This is a genomic window from Paenibacillus agaridevorans (assembly GCF_003112455.1).
Lineage (GTDB): Bacteria > Bacillota > Bacilli > Paenibacillales > Paenibacillaceae > Pristimantibacillus > Pristimantibacillus agaridevorans.
Genome location: NZ_BDQX01000075.1, coordinates 21,779 through 41,633, shown reverse-complemented (window position 1 = coordinate 41,633; position 19,855 = coordinate 21,779). Strand labels below are relative to the sequence as shown.

Annotated in this window: 14 protein-coding genes and 1 pseudogene; 13 read left to right on the top strand and 2 right to left on the bottom strand. The window is 50.9% G+C overall.

The features are described from left to right. From PAT3040_RS36840 to PAT3040_RS08035, 4 genes and pseudogenes are all read left to right on the top strand, one after another. Positions 1 to 365, top strand: a pseudogene (locus PAT3040_RS36840) (alpha/beta hydrolase); the annotation flags it as partial. Positions 366 to 392: 27 nt separating this feature from the next. Further along, positions 393 to 1,295, top strand: coding sequence for a helix-turn-helix transcriptional regulator (locus tag PAT3040_RS08045; RefSeq protein WP_108992202.1), 903 nt, complete (start codon positions 393 to 395; stop codon positions 1,293 to 1,295). Positions 1,296 to 1,500: 205 nt separating this feature from the next. Beyond that, on the top strand, positions 1,501 to 1,701 hold the full coding sequence (locus PAT3040_RS08040; RefSeq protein ID WP_087567460.1) for a cold-shock protein: 201 nt from the start codon (positions 1,501 to 1,503) through the stop codon (positions 1,699 to 1,701). Between the two features lie 73 nt (positions 1,702 to 1,774). Continuing rightward, complete coding sequence (locus PAT3040_RS08035) at positions 1,775 to 2,017, top strand: cold-shock protein (protein WP_087567459.1); 243 nt, start codon at positions 1,775 to 1,777, stop codon at positions 2,015 to 2,017. Between the two features lie 408 nt (positions 2,018 to 2,425). Here PAT3040_RS08035 and PAT3040_RS08030 read toward each other — a convergent pair whose 3' ends face one another. After that, complete coding sequence (locus PAT3040_RS08030) at positions 2,426 to 3,217, bottom strand: IclR family transcriptional regulator (protein WP_108992201.1); 792 nt, start codon at positions 3,215 to 3,217, stop codon at positions 2,426 to 2,428. Positions 3,218 to 3,444: 227 nt separating this feature from the next. On the opposite strand from PAT3040_RS08030, the gene pxpB reads away from it, so the two are divergent. The 9 genes from pxpB (at position 3,445) to proA (ending at position 17,284) form a co-directional block, all read left to right on the top strand. Next, positions 3,445 to 4,203, top strand: a complete 759-nt coding sequence (gene pxpB, locus PAT3040_RS08025) for a 5-oxoprolinase subunit PxpB (protein ID WP_108992200.1) — start codon at positions 3,445 to 3,447, stop codon at positions 4,201 to 4,203. 1 nt (position 4,204) lies between these two features. Then, complete coding sequence (locus PAT3040_RS08020) at positions 4,205 to 5,212, top strand: 5-oxoprolinase subunit C family protein (protein ID WP_108992199.1); 1,008 nt, start codon at positions 4,205 to 4,207, stop codon at positions 5,210 to 5,212. 10 nt (positions 5,213 to 5,222) lie between these two features. Further along, positions 5,223 to 5,984: a LamB/YcsF family protein gene (locus PAT3040_RS08015; protein ID WP_108992198.1), complete on the top strand. Its 762-nt coding sequence runs from the start codon at positions 5,223 to 5,225 to the stop codon at positions 5,982 to 5,984. 33 nt (positions 5,985 to 6,017) lie between these two features. Continuing rightward, the gene (locus tag PAT3040_RS08010) at positions 6,018 to 7,706 is read left to right on the top strand and encodes an FAD-binding protein (protein WP_087567454.1); all 1,689 of its coding nucleotides are present in this window, start codon (positions 6,018 to 6,020) and stop codon (positions 7,704 to 7,706) included. A 25-nt stretch (positions 7,707 to 7,731) separates the two neighbouring features. Next, positions 7,732 to 8,043: a 2Fe-2S iron-sulfur cluster-binding protein gene (locus tag PAT3040_RS08005; protein ID WP_108992197.1), complete on the top strand. Its 312-nt coding sequence runs from the start codon at positions 7,732 to 7,734 to the stop codon at positions 8,041 to 8,043. 20 nt (positions 8,044 to 8,063) lie between these two features. Further along, positions 8,064 to 9,071, top strand: a complete 1,008-nt coding sequence (locus PAT3040_RS08000; RefSeq protein ID WP_108992196.1) for a DctP family TRAP transporter solute-binding subunit — start codon at positions 8,064 to 8,066, stop codon at positions 9,069 to 9,071. 71 nt (positions 9,072 to 9,142) lie between these two features. After that, positions 9,143 to 9,598, top strand: coding sequence for a TRAP transporter small permease (locus PAT3040_RS07995; RefSeq protein WP_108992195.1), 456 nt, complete (start codon positions 9,143 to 9,145; stop codon positions 9,596 to 9,598). Continuing rightward, positions 9,595 to 10,884 carry a TRAP transporter large permease gene (locus PAT3040_RS07990; RefSeq protein ID WP_087567450.1) on the top strand — a complete coding sequence of 430 codons (1,290 nt, stop codon included), beginning with the start codon at positions 9,595 to 9,597 and terminating at the stop codon, positions 10,882 to 10,884. Before PAT3040_RS07995 ends, PAT3040_RS07990 begins: the two co-directional genes overlap by 4 nt. Before the next feature lie 424 nt (positions 10,885 to 11,308). Further along, a complete protein-coding gene (gene proA / locus PAT3040_RS07985; protein ID WP_181376497.1) occupies positions 11,309 to 17,284 on the top strand; it encodes an anti-phage protein ProA in 5,976 nt (1,991 codons plus the stop codon). 78 nt (positions 17,285 to 17,362) lie between these two features. On the opposite strand, the gene PAT3040_RS07980 is transcribed toward proA, so the two are convergent. Then, entirely contained in the window at positions 17,363 to 19,846 is a 2,484-nt protein-coding gene (locus PAT3040_RS07980) for an S-layer homology domain-containing protein (protein WP_181376496.1), read from the bottom strand. Between the last annotated feature and the right edge of the window lie 9 nt (positions 19,847 to 19,855).

The window sequence follows — 19,855 nt, the reverse complement described above, 5'->3', positions numbered from 1 at the left end:
GGATCGTCGAGATGTTTAAATCGCTTACGGCTCCCGCCGAGGAGCTGCCGGAGGTTTCTATCGACCGCGACCGCATGCTGACGAACGTCAGTGTCTATTGGTTCAGCGGCACCGCCGGCTCGTCGGCCCAGATCTATTACGAATCCATGAACGATCCTATGGCGTGGGTACCCAAGGGAAGAGGAAGCGTTGCGACCGGGGTGCTTGTATCCGTATCGCATGACCCGACTGTACGGACTCTGGCCGAGAAAGCTCACAACATCACTCATTGGTCGGAGTCTTCGGAAGGCGGTCATTTCTTCGCGATGGAGCAGCCTGCCCGGTTCGTGGAGGATGTTCGTCAGTTTTTCTGCACGCTGGCATAGGGGTAATGTAGAGAACGGGGTGTGGGGATGAAGCTGGATCGGATGCTCGCGATTACGCTGGAGCTGATGTCAAAGAAACGCGTAAGGGCGGCCGATCTGGCTGCCCGATTCGAGGTATCTACGCGGACCGTCTACCGGGAGATCGAGCTGATCAACCAAGCTGGCATACCGGTAGTCTCCTATACCGGCGCGGACGGCGGGTTCGAGCTGATGGACGGCTTCTTCCTGACCAAGCAGCACTTCACGGTGCAGGACTTTTCCGTCATCTACCGGCTGCTGCAGAGTGTGGAGGGCGCAGTCGGAGACAGGTTTACAAGGATGAAGGATAAGCTCCGCAGTCTGCATCCAAAGCTGGAGAGCGGGGAGCATGCCGAAGATATCTTCTTCGATCTGAGCACCTCGGAGCCCGAGAGGGGGACGGTTCGCGGCATCTATGGCGCTATCGGGCGCAAGAACGTCATCGCATTCGCTTACCAAAGCGCATCCGGCACGATGAGCGAGCGACGAGTGGAACCGACACGACTGTTTTGGGAGCGCGGCGCGTGGTACGTCGAAGGCCATTGTCTCACCCGCTCGGCCAGGCGGTTGTTCCGCGTCTCCCGAATGAGCGGCCTGGTGATCGCGGACGAGACGTTCGAGCCGCGTGAAGAGACGGAATCGGTGGGCTCCGAGGAGCAGCCGCTTGGCATTCATGCTCACCTGCGCTTTGACAAAAGCGCCGACCCCAGAGTTTCGGAGCAGTTCCCCGGCGAGTACAGTCATGAAGGCGACTATATCGACGTGAGGACGGTATTCTATAAGGAGGAGTATGCCTTGTCCGTTGTGCTGAGCTACGGAGCGCAGGTTGTAGTGATGGAACCGCCTGATCTTCGAAGAAACTTGATCGACGCGCTTGAGGAAATTCGCGGGCGTTATGATGGGCGGGCATAAGGGAGCAATGACGGGACAAATACAATGGGACAAATACAATTTGTTATTATCTCGCCGATATGGTACAATGAGTTTATTGGAATTTTGACCGCAATTCGCATATTGCAGAGGGTTATTATTTTAATTAATAATCTTGTGCAATATGTGAATTTTTATTTTAATTTCGATAAAATAAGAGGTCATATAAAAATATGGAGGTGTTTCTATGCAAACAGGAACAGTTAAATGGTTTAACGCAGAAAAAGGCTTTGGTTTCATCGAGGTTGAAGGTGGAGACGACGTATTCGTACACTTCAGCGCAATCGTTGGCGATGGCTTCAAATCGCTGGACGAAGGACAACGAGTGGAATTCAACGTTGTTCAAGGCAACCGCGGCCAACAAGCCGAAAATGTTGTCAAGCTGTAAGTGAGACATTGTCCCCAGACTTAGCGTTTGGGGCTTTTCTTTTTTTTCGAGTGATGCGAAGGGGGAAGGTTCGATGGCTTATTCATGGAATAAACCGCTGGATAATTTGCCTGAGGAATTGACCACCATCTGGTCATGCGGCAGAGACGACTGCAACGGCTGGATCAGGGACAGCTTCTCGTTCAAGGAGCAGCCCACATGTCCGATGTGCAAGTCGGCGATGATCCGGAGCGAGAAATTGCTGCCGATCCTGGTCACGACGGATCAAGAGATCAAGCATTACAGGAAGAAACAGAGAGCTGAAGGAATTAGCTAAATAGGTGCGGAAGAACACCCAAGCGGGACGGCGACGTCCTTGCGGGGTGTTTTTTTTGATGATAGGAAAGAGACGGCTTGTTTATGGCACTCTCAGATGCAGATTAGTTTGGGCCGTTTACGGCAAACTAACGGCTGTGTGCTGGGTGCGCCCTTGGCTATTTTACAAACGGTACAACAATTGTGCGAAAATACACAATTAAGATGGGGGATGGGCAATCTATTCGTACATTTGTACATATATACACAAATTTTGGTTCGAAGAGGTCCCGATCGACGATATGAAGCGAGAATTTGTGTATTTTCGTACAATTTGCTGTGCAGGAGCTCCATTTGTTTAAGAAATTGGGGAGAATTGCACAAATGTGCAGAGAGGCCGATTTTCGAGCTATGCCATGTACAGATTTCCTTATCTATTGCCGTTATGCGAAAGCTGAAAACCTAGCTGAAGCGATATTTCCAGTGCCGCTTGTTTAAGCTTTTGGATAAGCTCCGGTAAATGCTGCTCCTCAAATTTGATCTCAAGACCTGCGATGCTTATAGCTGCAATTATTTTACCAGAATAATCGAAGATCGGAGCGCCTAACTCGGCCGTATAGTTTTCCAGCTCGGCCCGACTAAAGCTATAGCCGACTTCTCTAGAATGGCTTAAAATATTTCGAAGCTGCTCCTTATTTGTAATCGTACCCTCTCCGATGGGCTCAAGCTCTATTGTATTTAAATAGTGCTCTCTTTCCTCGGCCTCTAAATGAGCAAGAATAATCCGCGACGAAGCCCCCGCATATAAAGGAGCCCTTCTTCCGATTTTCGTGAATAATCTTACAGGGTGGTCGGTATCCAGCTTTTCGATATAGACGGCTTCATTGCCGTTTCGTATAGCTAAATGGACGGCTTCTTTAACGTCGCTGCTCAGTTTATGCATGATTGGCAAGGCGCTTTTTCGAATGTCCAGCCGCTCGCTCACTAGATGACCAAATTGTAAAAACAACAATCCCAGCTTATATTTTCCTTCATGGTCTTTTTCTAATAAACCCATATCCTCCAAAGAGCCGATCATACGATGTACGGTTGTTTTTGGCATGTTGGACAACTTAACCATATCGCTGATCGTCAATTGTTCGTGATGCAAAAATAAATGGAGCAGATCCATAGAACGTACGACTGTTTTGTTTTTATGGTTCGAAACGGTAGGAATACTCATAAAATCCTCCATATTTTAAGCTGCTTCAAGCAGTGATGGGCGAATGTGTCGATTACCAGTATACACGGAAAATGGCTAACCGTATAACGGGAGGAAAAAAATGATTGCTTTCCGTTTAAATCCGACTATAATTATCGATATATATGTGATTGTTTTACGGAACGATGGTTCCGAAATTCGGAACAAGAAAGATAATCGATTTATCATGAATTGAAATAGGGGATGTTATGGTCGCGAAGATTACGAATTACGAAATGGCTTCGCTTGGAGATAGCGCGATAATGGTTAGTTTGGGCACCCAGGTGGATGAGGGTACTCATCAACGGGTCATGATGCTGTCTCATTATCTGGAACAGCACTCGTTTTACGGCATGATCGAATATATTCCAGCCTATACTTCGGTAACGATCGTTTATGAGCCCTTGCAGGTGTATATGGGGATGCTGCAGAGGGCGGAGGCTGATCCGGAAGCCGGTTCCGAGCTTGACCTTTCTCCCTATGAGATTGTAAGCAAGTGGCTGGAAAGTGTTTTGCAGCAAGTGCAGCATACGGCGGCCGCGGAACCTGCGCTGGTGGAAATTCCGGTTTGCTACGGGGGAGAGTTTGGTCCCGATCTGGAATTTGTAGCTGCGCAAAACGGAATGAGTACAACAGAGGTTATCCAGATTCATTGCAGCCGCGATTATCTGGTATACATGCTTGGTTTTGCGCCGGGATTTCCTTATTTGGGCGGGATGGATAAACGAATTTCCGCACCGCGGAAACAAACGCCTCGTCTAGTCATCCCAAGCGGGACGGTGGGGATTGCGGGCGAACAGACAGGCATTTATCCCATTTCAACGCCGGGTGGCTGGCAATTAATCGGACGAACGCCGATTTCGTTATTCTTGCCGGATAAAAATCCTCCTACCTTATTGAAGGCCGGTAACAGGATTCGTTTCTATCCAATATCACCAATAGAGTATGACCAATGGAGTCGAATATAGAATGGGCATTTATGTGATTAAACCTGGCGTCCTGACAACGATACAGGATATGGGGAGATTCGGATACCAAAAATTTGGCGTTGTTGCTGGCGGAGCGATGGATACATTAGCGTATCGCGTCGCAAATATATTAGTTGGCAACGAGGAAGCCGAAGCGAGTCTGGAAATTACCGTTGTCGGTCCAACTTTATATTTTGAGCATGCCGCTCTCATTGCGATTTGCGGAGCTGCATTCAAACCAATGATTGACGGGGAGGAGCTTCCGCTATGGAGGCCTGTATGGATAGAAGCTGGACAAACGTTGCACATGGGATCCGCGAAGCAAGGGATGCGCGCTTATATCGCGGTTGCAGGCGGATTTAAGCTTCCTAAGCCGATGAATTCCTATTCTACTTATTTGAGGGCGCAAATAGGCGGATTAGAAGGAAGAATGCTGAAAGCAGACGATGTATTGCAAATCCGTCCCCCGAACGAACGATCCACAAAAATAATCGACAAATTAAAGCGAGAGAACAAGAAGGGCGATTCCTTCGCATCCGTTTCATGGAAAGTGTCGGATGAGCTGCTTCCTCGTTATGCCTTACAGCCTGTGTTAAGGGTTTTGCCGGGGAGCCAGTTTGAGTTTTTTAGGCCAGAGAGCCTTCAAAGCTTGTTTCAAGAGCCATTTGTAGTTGAGCCCCAGTCTGACCGTATGGGATACCGGTTAAAAGGAGCCGCTCTGCAATTAAAGGAAGCAAGAGAGCTTCTTTCTGAGCCGGTTGTAATGGGGACGGTGCAGGTTCCATCGGACGGCAATCCCATTGTGCTCATGGCTGATCGTCAAACAACGGGTGGATATCCTAAAATCGCTCAGGTCATTTCGGTAGACTTGCCGCTGCTGGCACAAGCTCAAATCGGCAATCCAATCAGGTTTGAGCTTATCGATATAAAGGAAGCGCAAAGATTAAAAATGATTATGGACCTGAGCCTGCTTCAACTGCAATTAACGATTAAAATGTACAGCTTATAGGAGGATGGATATGAAGGTTATTGATTTAAACTGCGACATGGGCGAAAGCTTTGGGGCCTACCGGCTGGGTTATGACGAAGAAATATTGCCATATATCACTTCGGCCAATATTGCTTGCGGCTTCCATGCCGGAGATGCGGGGACGATGAGGAAAACGGTCAAGCTGGCTATAGCAAACAACGTCTCGATTGGAGCTCATCCCGGACTGCAGGATTTAATCGGATTTGGACGTAGAAAGATGGATATATCTCCGCAAGAAGCCTATGACATTGTTGTCTATCAAATTGGCGCTCTTGGAGGCTTTGTTCAATCGGAAGGCGGGAAGCTCCGGCATGTAAAGGCTCATGGCGAGCTATACAATATGGCAGCCACCAATGCCAAATTGGCCGAGGCTGTTGCAGAAGCCGTGTATAAAGTGAATCCCGAATTGATTTTGTTTGGTTTGGCCGGAGGAGAGCTGCTAAAAGCGGGCAAGCGTATCGGTCTGCGTACGGGAAGCGAAGTATTTTCGGATCGTACCTATCAATCCGACGGAACGCTGACGTCCAGGAGGGAACCTGACGCCATGATTACGGACGAACAACAAGCGCTGGCGCAAGTAATTCGCATGGTTAAGGAAGGAAAGGTTCTTACAAGGCAGCAGGTTGATATCGATATTGAAGCCGAGACGATATGTATTCACGGGGACGGTATCCGCGCGCTGGAGTTTGCAAGGACCATTAATCAGGCATTAACCGCGGCCGGCATAACTGTACAAGCATTACAAAAATAAGAGTCGCTACATAGCAGAAAGGAAGGTTGTACGATGGAACCCTTATACGTGCAGACGGATGTGTTAGTCATTGGCTCTGGCGCGGCCGGCATGGTGGCAGCGAAAGCGGCGGCAGACAAAGGATCAAGGGTTGTGCTAGCGGATAAAAGCATTATTGGGCGCGGCGGTGCGACCGTGCTTGCCCAAATGACTGTAGCTGTCGCATTGGGAGAGGCTGAGGAGGACCATCCCGATATTCACTTCGAGGATACGATAAAAGGCAGTCGGGGCATGGCCGATCCCGATATTGTTAGAACGATTGTCGATCGCGGACCGGAATTAATTAATGAACTGGAAGGTTATGGCGTAAAGTGGGCTCGTACAGCCGAAGGTATCCGATCTCAAGTAGTGGCGCCCGGTCACTCGCGAAGACGCTGTGTTTATGTAGATATACTAAATACGGGCGGAGCAACATCTGCCGGACTGCGAAGAGCCATCTGGAAGGATAAAGCGATCGAGCGCATCAAAAATATGATGATTACAAAAATCGTTGTAGAAGATGGACGAGCCGTTGGCGCGATCGGCTTCTCCATCGAGCAACTGCAGCCCGTTAAAATTGATGCTAAAGCGATTATTTTGGCAACGGGCGGCCTTACCGAGATCTACGAGCGCAATAGCGCCTCGGCAAATATGACGGGAGACGGTTTCGTGCTTGCGGCAGAAGCGGGCGCCGAGCTGCGTGATATGGAGATGGTGCAATTTTTCCCTATCGCCCATTTGCATCCCCCGCTTGTGGGGATTGACCCTATTATGTGGGACCCCTTTCGGTATAAACTCGGCGGTCGTTTGTTAAACGGTCTGCAAGAAGAATTTATGGATCGTTACAATAACGAGACTTCCGGTGTGTATACGGCGGCACGCGACCAAACTTCCTTTGCTATATTTAGCGAGGTAAAAGAGGGCAGGGGTACGCCGCATGGCGGAGCTTATCTGGATTTCAGGATGGTTCCGGAGCCCAAGCTAAAAGAGGCTTTTGGATCGACGATTGATCTATTGAGCAGGCAGGGCATTGATCTGACAAAAGATTTGGTGGAAGTTGCTCCAATGGCTCACTTTACGATGGGTGGCATCAAAATAAATACGCAAATGGAAACGACAATTGAGGGGCTGTATGCATGCGGCGAGTTGATTAATGGTATGCACGGAGCCAATCGCTTGTCCGGAAATGCACTTACAGAAGCTTTTGTATCGGGGCGTATTGCCGGGGAGCAGGCAGCAAGGCTCCAAACCTCGGTCACATGGAGCGATGAGAGAGTAAAAGAGGAATTCGCAAGATTAGAGGATTTGTGGCATCCACGTCAAGTTGCTCAGGATGAAGGTTCCATGCTTGCCATTAAGCACGAGCTTCAAAAGGTAATGTGGGAGGGTGCCGGCCCGCTGCGAACAGAAGAAAAGCTTGTCGCTGCCCGCCAACAGCTGGCGGCGCTGCGGGACAGGGTTGTCCGCATAGCCCTTGCGAAATCCTCGGCTTATGTACTGGGCTTCGTTGAAAAGGTAGAGCTGCTTCATATGATAATGCTTGGCGAAGCCATTGTTGAGGGAGCGCTTTTGAGAAAAGAAACGCGTGGAGCTCATGTTCGACTGGATTACGAGCAGCCGTATGAGCAGCCCGTTAGTATTCAATATAAACGGCATCGGGATGGCGCTTGGGAACTCCATTCTCATCGCTTATCCAGCGTGTAATCTAAAGTAAAGGGAGTGAAGTGAAGTGGCGCTGATCACTTTAAATGTGGTACGCGGCGATACTCAGACCGGTATGCGTACGGAAAGGTTTGAAGTTCCTTACAAAGAGGGCATGAGTTTATTGGATGCGATCTTGTGGCTAAGGGAATTTGAAGATCCATCGATCGCCGTTAGATATTCGTGCCGCTCTGCAAATGCGTGCAGGGAATGTATGGCTGTAGTGGATAACAAAGCAGGGTACTTATGCAGCATCCGCGCAATTGCGGATTCGGAGGTTCACATTTCGCCCGTATCAGGTTTGCCTTGGATCAAGGACCTAGTTACCTCAATCGATTAAAACAAAGGAGTGTAGGAGAAATGAAAAAAACGAATAGATTTGCCTTAGTTATGCTTGGGATGGCCGTGTTTTTAGCGGCATGCGGCAGCAATGACAAAGGCGGCAATTCTTCGGAAGCAGGGGCCATTACTTTAAAAATTGCCCACGTAGGTTCTACAACGCATCAATACCAAATTGCGGCGGATAAATTTAAAGAAATCGTCGAAGCGAAAACCGACGGGGCGGTAAAGGTAGATATCTACAACAATGGCGTGCTGGGCAACGAAAACGAAACGGTTGAACAAGTCATGGACGGGACGTTGGATATTACGGCAGTTGTTGCGGACAGCTCCTTTGCCAACATTGTCCCCGAGATGAATGTATTCGGTATCCCTTATTTGTTCCGCAACCTGGATCATGTGTATAAAACGCTGGACGGAGAAATTGGACAAGAGCTGATCGGAAAAGCAAACGATAAAGGGATGAAGTTCCTTGGATTTTGGGAAATCGGTTTCCGCCATTTTACCAATAATAAAGTAGAGATCAGCAACCCCGAAGATATGGCAGGCCTCAAGATTAGAGTTCAACCGTCCAAAGTATGGGATGCTCACATGGCCGTTTTAAAAGCCAACGGCACTCCGCTCGGGTTTAACGAATTATATTCCGCGATGGACCAAGGTGTCGTAGATGGACAGGAAAATCCTCTGAACACGATTTACTCCATGAAATTTTATGAGGTTCAAAAGTATTTGTCCCTAACCGGCCACACCTATTCTCCGGCAGCGGTCGCGATGAGCAACAAGGCATGGAAAAGCTTGTCGGCCGAACAACAAAAAGTAGTAGAGGATGCGTTTAAAGAAGCGCAGTTGTTCCAACGCGAGAAGCTTGCCGAGATTGACAAAAATATTATTGAAGAGATTAAAGAGGAAGGCGTCATTGTGACCGAGCCTAATATCGATGCGTTCCGTGAACTAACCAAAGAAGTCAAGGACGTGCTTTCCGATCAAGTTCCGGCAGAGCTGGTTGAGCGTATTGGCAATATTCAATAACCGCTAATTTTGGGCAGAGTAAGCCTTGCTGCTTACTCTGCCCAATCGTTTCCTAAGAAAGGAAGTTTACAGTGAAAAACAAACTACATTTCTTAAGCTATACGCTGGAGTTTCTAACCTGTTCATTTCTGTTGATTGCAGTTCTGATTACAGCGATACAAGTCATGTGCAGATTCTTGTTTGACCTTTCCTTTTCATGGTCTCAGGAAGTATTGATGATCAGCTTCGTATGGTTTGTTTTATTCGGCGCAGCCTTAGCGGTTAAACATAAAGAGCATTTAAAAATTGATTTGGTAGAAAACTTTCCTTCTTCCATTCGAAAGTTATTTAAAATGATTGAGTTGATTGTGATTTTTGCTTTTCTTTTCGTTTTTATTTATTACGGTATTCTGCTGATCCGCGATAATTTCCAATCGGGCCAAACGGTAGGGTTTCTCCCGTTGCAAGTTGCTTATGTATATATGGCTATTCCCATTAGCGGTCTGTGTATGCTTTATTACACTGTGAAGGACTTGATGAGAAAATGATCTATTTAATCCTGGTAATGTTTCTTTTGTTTTTCATCGGAGTTCCGATTGCGTATGCATTAGGTTTTACTTCTATACTAGCGATTTTGTTTACCGATCCTGATTTACTCATTAATGTGCCGCGTAGAATTTTTCGAGGGATAGACAGCTTCTCGTTAATTGCGATTCCGCTGTTTATTATGGCAGGAGAAATTATGTCCAAGGGCGGAATTTCGGCGAGATTAATTCGGTTTGCCCAAACGTTGGTCGGACATTTTCCGGCAGGGTTGGCCATGGTTGTCGTTCTGGCTAGTATGTTTTTTTCCGCCGTTACCGGCAGCGCAATCGCAACTGCAGCGGCAATCGGCGGCATGTTAATTCCGGTCATGAAAAAAGAAGGCTACGATATAGGTTTTTCATCGAGTTTAGTAGCGACCTCTGCTATATTAGGTCCCATCATTCCGCCCAGCATCTTTATGGTGCTGTATGGCGTAATGGCCAACGCATCCATCGCCGATCTGTTTATGGCGGGAGTTATGCCGGGTGTCTTGATCGGACTTGGGCTGCTTGGGTATTGTTATTATGTCGGCAAAAAAATGAATTATAAAGGAAGAGAAACACGCGCTACGGGCAAGGAAGTCGCGACGGGGTTAAAGGATGCGTTTTTGGCCTTGTTAATGCCAACCATTATGGTTGGAGGCATTTTATCCGGTTTGTTTACGGCGACGGAGTCCGGGGTTATTGCGATCATCTATTCTCTTATTATTGCCATCTTTGTATATAAGGAGCTTAAACTTAAGGATGTCCTTGATATTTTGCTTACAACCTCCAAAATATCCGCAGCCATCATTTTATTAATTGGGTCGGCTTCCTTGTTTACATGGTTGTTATCCTATCATCGTATTCCGGACCAACTGATCGAGCTGCTGGGACCGTTTGCCGAAAATCCTTTTATGCTGCTGCTTCTCATGAACGTTATTCTGCTTATTGCCGGAACCTTTATAGATGCGATTAGTGCGCTGATGATCTTTACGCCATTGTTTTTGCCATTAGCTTTGGCAGCAGGCATTGATCCCGTGCATTTAGGCGTCGTGATGGCGGTTAATGTATCGATCGGGCAGATTACTCCGCCTGTAGGCGTATGTTTGTTTGTTACTTCTTCTATTGCCAAGATTAAGGTGCCGCAGATGCTTCCGTTTATTTGGCCCAAGTTGATTATTTTGTTAGTGATTCAAGTATTAATTACTTATGTACCGGAGGTCAGCCTGTTCATTCCTGATTTTTTTAATCGTCTTACGGCTGGCTGATTATATAAGTAGGGGGAATATAGCTCTAGCGTGCAGAAACACACCCAAGCGGGACGACGAGTCTTGCGGGGTGTTTTTTTTTCGGGGAGTTCGCAAGCACTTCGGTATTAACGCAGGATCGGCCGTGCAAGAGTTGTGTATGCTGGACACGCCAGTGGCCAATGATGTAAATAGAGCGTCTGAGAGAATGGCGCCATTCGATTAGGTAGAGTTTATGAGGTATCATATGGATATGCTGGACGTACAACCTATTTATCATGCATGACACCAACCCAGAGTACTACACGGGCACTGGTCTTCTTATCCCGGAAATATGTCCATACCATGCTTGACTCTATTGCAAGCTCATATTTTGTGGGAATAGAATACCGCCTGCGCTATAATGACAGGAAGAGCGTTATTTCGGAGAGGCAGGGGCTGCAAAATGGAGATTGTTGTCGACAGAGGGCTGACATGCGAGTGGATGCGACACGATGTAGTGAACTATGCCATGCAACAAAATTACGTACCAATCGTACAGCGGATCTCGCTCAGCAATCATTCGGGCAGCAGCTTGCATGCCGTACGGTTGACCGTTGCAAGCGAGCCTGAATTCGCCAGCGTATGGACAAAATCGATTGATGTCATTCTGCCCGGGCAGACGATAGATATCAGCACGGTGTCTATCGAGGTATCGGGCGTTTTCCTGGCGAGTTTAACGGAGAGACTCGCAGGTACTCTTACGCTGGAAGTAACATGCGGGGAGGACGTCGTCTACAGGGACAGATCGCCTCTGTCGGTGCTGGCCTACGATCAATGGGTCGGACTTGCTGTCATGCCGGAGATGATTGCTGCGTTCGTTATGCCCAATCATCCGATCACGGCGCGGGTGATAAGAGAGGCGGCGCCTTATCTGGAGAAGTGGACGGGGAGCTCCGCATTCGACGCGTATCAGAGCAACAATCCCAATCGGGTTCGCCATCAGGCAGCCGCGGTTTATTCGGCGATTCAAGACATGCAAGCCACTTATGTCGTCCCTCCGGCAAGCTTCGAGGAGGTTGGTCAGCGCGTTAGACTTCCGGATGCCGTTGCGGGCAACGGAATGGGCAGTTGCCTGGATCTGACCTTGCTGTTTGCCGCTTGTCTGGAGGCGATCGGTCTGCATCCGCTGGTCGTGTTCACCGAGGGACATGCGTTCGCGGGCGTTTGGCTCATCCAGGAATCCTTTTCGGAGAGCGTACAGGATGACAGCTCGCTGCTTACGAAACGGCTTGCGGCCGGCGTGCATGAGATCAGCTTGGTGGAGTGCACCATGATGTGCGAGGGCAGCCGAGCTTCCTATCAAGAGGCGGAAAAGACGGCAGCCAATCATCTTAATGCCCCGGAGCTGTTCTTCGGCTTTGTTGACGTAAAGCGTGCTCGCGCCAGCTCGATCCGGCCGCTTCCGATCCGATTTCAGACGGCGACCGGCTTCGAGATCGTAGAGGAGAAGCGGGACGCCAATCATCGAGTGACGGGGGAAGCGCCGACGGAATTAGCCATTCTCGAACGGCCGGTCGAGGTTTCCGCCATAGCGGTAACGAAGCAGAAGCAGTGGGAGCGCAAGCTGCTCGACCTGACGCTGCGCAATACGCTGCTTAACTTCCGTTTCACGAAGTCCGCGCTGCCGCTTCTTCATACGCGACTGGGTGAGCTGGAAGACGCGTTGGCGGAAGGGCAGGAGTTTCAATTGCTGCCCAGACCGTCGGATTGGGACAATCCGATACGAAGCGCGGAGCTATTTCGCAGCGTTAGCAAGGATCATCCTCTCGGCGCGTTGATCTACGAAGAATTTCAGCATAAGCGCCTACGCGGGGATGTAAATGAACGTGAGCTCGCGGACAAAACCGTTCACCTCTACCGTTCGGCCAAGCTCTCGATCGAGGAGAATGGGGCGAACACGCTTTATCTGGCCCTGGGGCTGTTGCAATGGTACGAGTCTACAGCCAGCGAGCTGCCCAGGTACGCTCCGATTGTGCTCGTGCCGGTCGAGATCATCCGCAAATCCTCGAGAGCCGGATTTATTCTCAGAGCGAGAGACGAGGAGCCTCAGATCAATATTACGCTGCTGGAGATGCTCAGACAGGATTTCGGCAGCCACATCGGCGGTCTGGATCCTCTACCAAGGGATGAGAAGGGCATCGATCTGGGCGGTATCTTTACAACGATCCGGCATATCATTATGAATATGCCCCGGTGGGACATTGTGGAGTCCGCGATCCTTGGTTTGTTCTCGTTCAGCCGCTTCGTCATGTGGAATGATATACGCAGCCGTTCGGACGAGCTCGCCAAAAACAAAGTCGTCGCCAGTCTCATGGCGGGCCGCATGGAATGGGAGCAGACGGATACGTTTCCCGAGCCTGAGAAGCTGGATGAGCTGTTCCCGCCGGATCAATTGCTGCTTCCCATCAGCGCGGATTCTTCGCAGATCTCCGCGGTTAGCGCGGCAGGCAGCGGTCGAAGCTTCGTGCTCCACGGTCCGCCGGGCACGGGCAAGTCGCAGACGATTACAAATATGATCGCATCGGCGTTGGCCGGCGGCAAGACGGTCTTGTTTGTGGCGGAGAAGATGGCGGCGCTCAGCGTCGTGCAGAGCAGGCTCGAGAGCATCGGACTCGGCCCGTTCTGTCTGGAGCTTCACTCCAACAAGAGCACCAAAAAAGCAGTGCTTGAGCAGCTGCGCCGAACGCTGGAGACGGCGCGGACTTCGTCTCCAGAGGAATGGCGAAGACTGGCGGCTCGGCTCGCGGCATCGAGGCGGGAGCTAAATAGCCATGTCGAGTCCTTGCATAAGCAATACGGCTTCGGCTCTTCATTATATGAAGCCATTACTCGTTATGGTTTGGTTAAGACTGCCCCGTCCGTGGTCAACCTGGAGCCTGGTGTTGTTGGCAGCATGGACAAGGATTCGTATATGGCGTGGAGCGACCTCGTTCGAGAGCTTGCCGTTGCCGGCGAAGCGACAGGCCATCCCAATGGCCATGCCTGGTCGGATGCAGGAGTGTCGACCTATCATCCTCAGTTGCGCACGGGGACGGAAGAGCTTCTTGCAGCCTACAAAGCTGCTATTACAGGTGTGAGGTCGGCTTATGAAGAAGTAGGCGCTTTGCTTGCCCCTCCTGCTGGAGGACCTTCTTCTCAGGTGCTGTTGCGCACCTGGCATGTTGTCCGCGAATTAATTGCTGCGCCTCCGGTTATTTCTGCCGGCCTGCTTCGCGAGACCGATCTGGAAGCCGCCGGCACTGTAGTGCTTCGGGCGATCCGGCATGGCAGGGCCAGGGATGAAGCGAAGCAGAAGCTATTGGCGCTATTTGCGGCGGAAGTGTTGACCTTTGACGCCGGCAACGCTCTGCAGGAGTGGAAGAAAGCCCAGCTCAGCTGGTTCCTGCCCAGACTGCTGAAGCAGAATCGGATATTCAAGCTGCTTAGAGGCAAAGCAAATGCCGGCGCAGCGCTTCAGAAAAACGAGACGGAGAGGCTCCTGGAGCAGATTATCGCGTATCAGACGGAATCGGCAGCGTTGACCGCGATGGAACCCGCCGTCGCATCTCTGCTTGGCCCGCTTTGGAATGGCGGCGATGCGGATTGGGAGGCCGTTCAAGCGGTCCATGTCTGGATACTGGCGCTTAACGAGAAGCTGCTGCAGCTGCACCAAGAAGCGCCCGCGGCGAAGATGGCGAGAGAGCGGCTTGCGGATGCTTATACTGCGGGCAAGAGCGTGTTCGACGGGAAGCACGGACATGTTTTGGTAAATTGTACGGCCTGCTATGAGGAGTTCCAGCAGCAGGAAAAGGGGCTCGTCGCCTTGCTGCAGCTGGATCTGGAGGCCATGGACGGCAAGCGCGGAGAGCAGCCGTGGTTCGAGTACCGCGCTTCGAAGGCTCAAACATGGCAAGAGCATGTAGGATCTCTAAGGGATTGGTGCACATGGAGGCAAGTACGCGATCGTGCCTTATCGGCAGGTTTGTCATCGGTTGTAACGGCCTATGAGAGCGGACAGCTGCGCCACGATGAGCTGCAAGCGGCCTTTGAGCAAGCTTGGAACAAAGCAGCCATCGCTTATATTCTGGAGAGTGATCCAGGGCTGGCTTCGTTTTCCGGGCGATTGTTCGAGGAGAAGATCAAGTCGTTCCAGGAAACGATGGAGACGTTCGAGCAATTGACGAGAGAAGAGATCGCAGCCCGTCTGGCCGCGAATATCCCGTCGATCGGCAATCAGACCGCATCCAGCTCGGAAGCGGGCATCCTGCTCAGGGCTATTCGCAGCGGGGGCAGGGGCTTGTCCCTGCGCAAGCTGTTCGAGCAAATTCCGAATCTGCTTAATCGGCTATGTCCGTGCGTACTCATGAGTCCGATGTCCGTAGCGCAATATCTGGATCCGAAGTACGCGCCGTTCGATCTTGTCGTCTTCGACGAAGCGTCGCAGTTGCCTACCAGCGAGGCCGTTGGGGCAATGGCAAGAGGCAAAAATGTCATCGTCGTGGGCGATCCCAAGCAGCTGCCTCCGACCAGCTTCTTCTCCAGCACCAGCGGCGAAGAGAGCGACGAAGTCATCGTACCGGAGGATCTGGAGAGCATCCTGGAGGACTGCTTGGCGCTTGGCATGCCGCAGGACCATCTGCTGTGGCATTACCGAAGCCGGCATGAGAGCTTGATCGCGTTTAGCAATCGACATTTCTACGAGAATAAATTACTGACCTTCCCGTCTCCAATGGAGAGACAATCCAGCGTGAAGTGGCATCCCGTTGGAGGGTTTTACGATAGAGGGAAGACGAAGCAGAACCGCGCCGAAGCGGAGGCCGTCGTGCAAGAGATTGCTCGCCGCTTAAAGGATCCCGTTTTGAGCAATCGAAGCATCGGAGTCGTCACCTTCAACTCCATCCAGCAGACGCTGATCGAGGATATGTTGGACGAAGCGTACCGGCGCGATCCCGAGCTGGAGACTGCGGCAGCGAGGCTGTACGAGCCGATTTTTATAAAAAATCTGGAGAACGTGCAGGGGGACGAACGCGATGTCATCCTGTTCTCCATCGGATACGGCCCCGACGCCACCGGCAAGGTCGTCCTGAATTTCGGCCCGCTGAACCGCGAAGGCGGCTGGCGCAGGCTTAACGTTGCCGTCTCCCGGGCGCGCCACGAGATGCATGTGTTTTCCACGCTTCGCGCGGATCAACTGGATGTGTCCCGGACCCGTGCGGAAGGAGTAGCGGCGCTCCGCTCATTTCTAGAATATGCGGAGAAGGGGACGTCCGCGCTTGGCGTGGGTCTGGAAGAAGTGAATCACCGGATACAAGGCATAGAGACGGAAATTGCGGAATCGTTAAAGAAGGAAGGCTACAAGGTCGATCTCCACATAGGTACCTCCGGCTATCGGATGGATCTTGCCATTGTCGACCCGGATCAGCCGGATACGTATCTGCTCGCGGTAGTGTGCGACGGAAGTGGTTACAGAACGGGCAAGACGGCGCGGGACAGGGAAGTTTTGCGCGGACAAGTGCTGCGCCAGCTTGGCTGGAGCATCCACCGGGTATGGGCCATGGATTGGTTGGATAATCCCGAGAAGGAAGTCAAGCGAATTATCGCTTCTGTTGAAGCCGCAAAGGAGCGCAAGGCTGCAGGAAGTGCGACTATGGAGAATGTCGTTGCAGCTTCGGCGGCAACGACAGCGAATCAGTTGTCGACTTCGGCGAACGAAGGGGACCCTACGAGCATTTCGGGCGACGAGTCTGTTCAGTCCTCTTCTCCAAAGTCAGCGGGATCAGTAGAGAGAGCGGAGGTGGCGCAACAAGCGCTTGATTCGCCGCAGGCCAGCAGATGGCGCACCTCGTATCAGCCCGTAAATCTGGAGCAGATCGCGTCCAAGTCATCCGAAGAGTTCTATAGCACCTCCTCCAGCAGGCTTGTGAAACAACAGCTCGCGAATGTCATCGAAGGAGAGGGCCCCATCAGCCGATCGCTGCTGACTCGCCGAGTCATCCAAGCTTGGGGGATGACAAGGTCCGGAGCGCGGATCGAGCGCCATCTGGAGAGCTTGCTTTCTTCGATGCCTTTCCAGTCTACGGCCTGGGAGGACAGCGTCTACTATTGGCCAAAGGATATCGATCATTCCCAATATGCCGTCTATCGGATAAGCGAAAATGACTCCGACCGGAGGAGCGCGGAGGACCTTCCTTCAGAGGAGGTCGCGAACGCCATCCATGAAATTCTTTTTACCCATGGCAGCCTCTCGACGGATGACCTTGTCCGAGAAACGGTAAAGCTGCTGGGCTACGCCAGAACCGGAGCCGCGCTGGACAAGGCGCTGAGGAACGGCATTAAAGTCGCGGAGAGCCGTGGATTGGCTACGGTGGAGGATGGTAGGGTTTCTTTTGGAGTGAAATAGCGACAAAACCCGACCTGTTGAGGTCGGGTTTTTGCGATCTTTATAGGAAGCGAAGAGATGATAATCAGGTTTCAGATATCAGTTTGCATCGGTTGCAAGATCATGCCACAGACGCAATAGCAACGTTGTCGCTTCCGCCCTTGTGGCCGGTTGCATGGAGCTGAACCGATTACCGTCGCGTCCGGTCACCAGTTCCCTCTCTACAGCGCCAAGGACGTAACCTTTGGCCCAAGCAGGAATATCCGCATCATCTGCGAAAGAGGTGTATCCCGCCTCCAAATCCCACTTTAATGCCCTCGCCATCATGACAACCATCTCCGATCGGCTCACCCTCTGCATCGGTCGAAGCGTCTGATCCGGATATCCCTGCAAAATGCCGTTCTCTTGTGCAGTGCTAATCAGATCTGTCGCCCAGGCAGGAATTTGATCTCGATCGATAAAGGTCAGCTCGCTTCCCGCAGGCGCGGAATCGATTTCTAGCGTACGAAGCAGCATAGCCGCAAACTCGACGCGGGTAATATATTTTTGAGGCTGGAATGTTGTCTCCGAAGGGCCTTCTACAATTCCAATTTGCAGGGCTTCGCAAATATGAGACTCAGCCCAATGCCCCTTAATATCACGGAATGTGCAAGCCGGCACCTCCGGCGGCAATTCATCAATCTCTGGCAGACGTTGGATCGATAGTTTATAGGTTTTGACCGTGCCGCTCTCGGCTCTAACCGCAATTTCGAATTCATTGATTCCCTCGAGCAGAGCGATTGTTTTGCCTCCGACAAGATTAGCTTTATTGATGGCAACAGAGGCATTGGCATCAAAAGGAATCGCTTCGATCGTGACCTCGTTCGCCGTTGTTTCCGTTTGATAGTTCGTTGTGTTTGCCGCAAATGTCGGCGTTAATGCCAGTTCTTCTTCGCCGGACTTAACGGTCAGACGTGAGAGATTCGCGTTATCCGATAGCTGAGGTACGTAAGGTACGTCCGGCCGTTTCCATACGGCGTACAATACCATATTGTCGATCAATGTAACGGTATCTTGGACACGATAAGTATCCCCGCTGCCATCCGCCGCCGTATTCCAACTCTGAAAGAGGAATCCGCTTTTCGTCCAATCGTTGCTTCTTTCTAGAATTTTCACTTGCGATCCATTAGAGTAGGAGTGGCTCCGATATTGTTCGCTGCCGTGATCCGTACCGTTGCCCGCATAGGTTACAAAGGTTTGAATGGCGCTCAAATAAGGATAACCGCTATGATGCGGAGCATCTATACCCCAAACCGTAGCAAAATCAAAGCCTGTGTAGTTCAGCCTGTCTTTCATTTCCTCGGAAGTCAGACCTTCCCCATTCGTATCCGATAGTCCCGAAGTTTCCATGTCATAGTAACTATGGATAATGCCCCCGTTGTCATTAATGCCTGTCAAACCGCCGATGTATGCAGAGCCTGTTACGCGCCCGATCGCAAAGGTGTTTTCAATGGTTCCATCTTTATTATCCCCGACAAGTCCGCCGATGGAGTCGCTGTAATTGCCGCATGACGCTTCATCCGATAGGCCCGTCACATTACCAGTTGCATAACTGTTGATAATGCGCGCATCGTTGTCACCAATCAGACCGCCTACATCATTACAGCCTGCTACATTTCCAACAGCATAACTGATAGAGAGCTCCGCATTTTCCAACTCGCCAATTAATCCGCCGACATCACTCAAACCAGTAACATTGCCAGTGGCGCTGCTACCGGAGATGTCCGCGCCATTGTGGCTGATACCGGCCAAGCCGCCCACATCGTTTTGGCCGATGACATCGCCGGAGGCATGGCTGTTCGTTATCGTTCCGTTATCCTTATTAGTCCCGACCAATCCGCCGACTTCTCTCTTACCTTCGACATGGCTGCTGGCATGGCTATCTATTATCGAGCTTGCGGAGCTACTGCCAATCAGACCACCAGCTCCTACTCCTGGACTTGTTTGTCCTCGGCTCGTCACCATACCTGAAGCATAACTGTTGGTTACTATGCTTCCACCGCTCAAAGAACCAACCAGACCGCCTACCATATCCTCGCCAGTTACATTCCCTGCAATGCCGACGCGATCGATCACCGCCCCGACAGCTCTTCCTGCCAATATGCCTGTCTCGTCCAGTGCTACGACTAACACATCTTTGAAGTTCAGATTCCGGATATGGCCGTTCGTGCCAATAACGCCAAAAAATCCCGCAGGCGCATCCATAGTACGGCGATCGAACATAAAATTCGAGATTTCAAAATTTTGACCGTCCAGTTTCCCAGTGAACGGAAGCGAAGTATCCCCAATTGGCACCCACCCGCTGTATCCGTACATGTTGATATCGTTTACCAATACAAAGTGGCTAGTGAGATGATTCTTTATTCCGCCCAGCTGCTCCGCCGACGCAATCCGAAAAGGGTCTTCCGACGTTCCGACTCCTCCTGCAAAGTCCTCTGGCGCCGCATGGGCTGTACCACCTTTCGCTATCAGCCCTGGATAAGCTCCAAGCATTAGCATGAACGCAAGAAAAACCGTCACGCTTCGTTTTTGCCAGTTCCTCATCATGTACCT